The organism is Curtobacterium sp. B18 (genome assembly GCF_000333375.1).
Classification (GTDB): domain Bacteria; phylum Actinomycetota; class Actinomycetes; order Actinomycetales; family Microbacteriaceae; genus Curtobacterium.
This window is the reverse complement of sequence record NZ_BACZ01000262.1, coordinates 1-1177: the sequence shown is the minus strand read 5'-3', so window position 1 is coordinate 1177 and position 1177 is coordinate 1. Positions and strand designations below refer to the sequence as shown.

Annotated in this window: 1 pseudogene; it reads left to right on the top strand. The window is 75.7% G+C overall.

The features are described 5' to 3' along the window. Nucleotides 1-1177: pseudogene (locus I5E_RS06655) on the top strand (hypothetical protein); the annotation flags it as partial.

The window sequence follows — 1177 nt, the reverse complement described above, 5'->3', positions numbered from 1 at the left end:
ACACCCGGTTCACCACCACGGCCGACGGCGCCGGGGCGTGGAGCGTCGACGCGACCGGTTTAGCACCCACGGGCACCTACACGGTGAACGCGAGCCAGAGCGTCGAGGGCGTGGTCACCGCTGCGATCCCGACCACCTTCCTGGTCGTCACGGCAGCGCCGCTCGCGATCACGGCGCCGACCACGACACCGATCACGGTCGCGGGCGACGCCGTCCGCCGTGACGTCACCGTGTCGGGTGCCGGCCAGCCCGGAGCCACCGTGACCGCCGGTACCGACGGCGAGGACGACCAACAGACGACGGTCGCCCCGGACGGCACCTGGTCGGTGACCTTCGCCGACCTCGGCGTCGGCGAGCACCCGGTCTCGGTGACGCAGACCCTCGCCGGCACGGTCTCCTCCCCGGCGACCTCCGCACCGGTCACGCGCACGGTCACGATCGAGGCCGCCGACGCCGTGCGGGTGACGACGCCGGCCGACGGAGCCGTCCTGCTCGTGCCGGACGCCGGCGCGACGCGCGACGTCACCGTCACCGGGACGGCCGAGCCGAACGCTCTGGTCTCCGTGCGACTCGGCGCCGACGCGGTCAGCACCACCGCGGACGGAGACGGCGCGTGGACCGTGACGTTCGGCGGGGTCGGTGTCGGTGACCCGACGCTCACCGCGAGCCAGACCGTCGGCGGGACCAGCGCCTCCAGTCCCGCGCAGACCGTCTCCGTGCGCGCCGGGACCGCGCTCACCCTGACGACGCCCACGGACGGCACCGTCCTGACGGTCGCCGACGCGGCCGGAACGGCCGACGTGCTGGCGGCCGGACGGGCACAGGGCGGCGCCACCGTCACGGTGACCCTGTCGAACGGCGACTCCGACGAGGTGACCGCCGCTGCCGACGGCGCCTGGGAGACGACGTTCGCGGACGTCCCGGTCGGCGACCACACGGTCCGCGCGACGCAGGTCGTCGGCGGGCAGACGTCGGCACCCGTCACCGCGGCGGTGTCGGTCCGTGCCGGTGCGCCGCTCACGGTGACGACCCCGGCCGGGGCCGCCTCCGTGACGGTCGCCGACGACGACGCGACGACCGACGTGCGGTTCGCCGGCACCGGCCAGCCCGGGGCGACCGTCACGGTCGACCTCGGTGCGGGCGGGACGGCGACCGCGCGGGTCGACGACGACGGGAA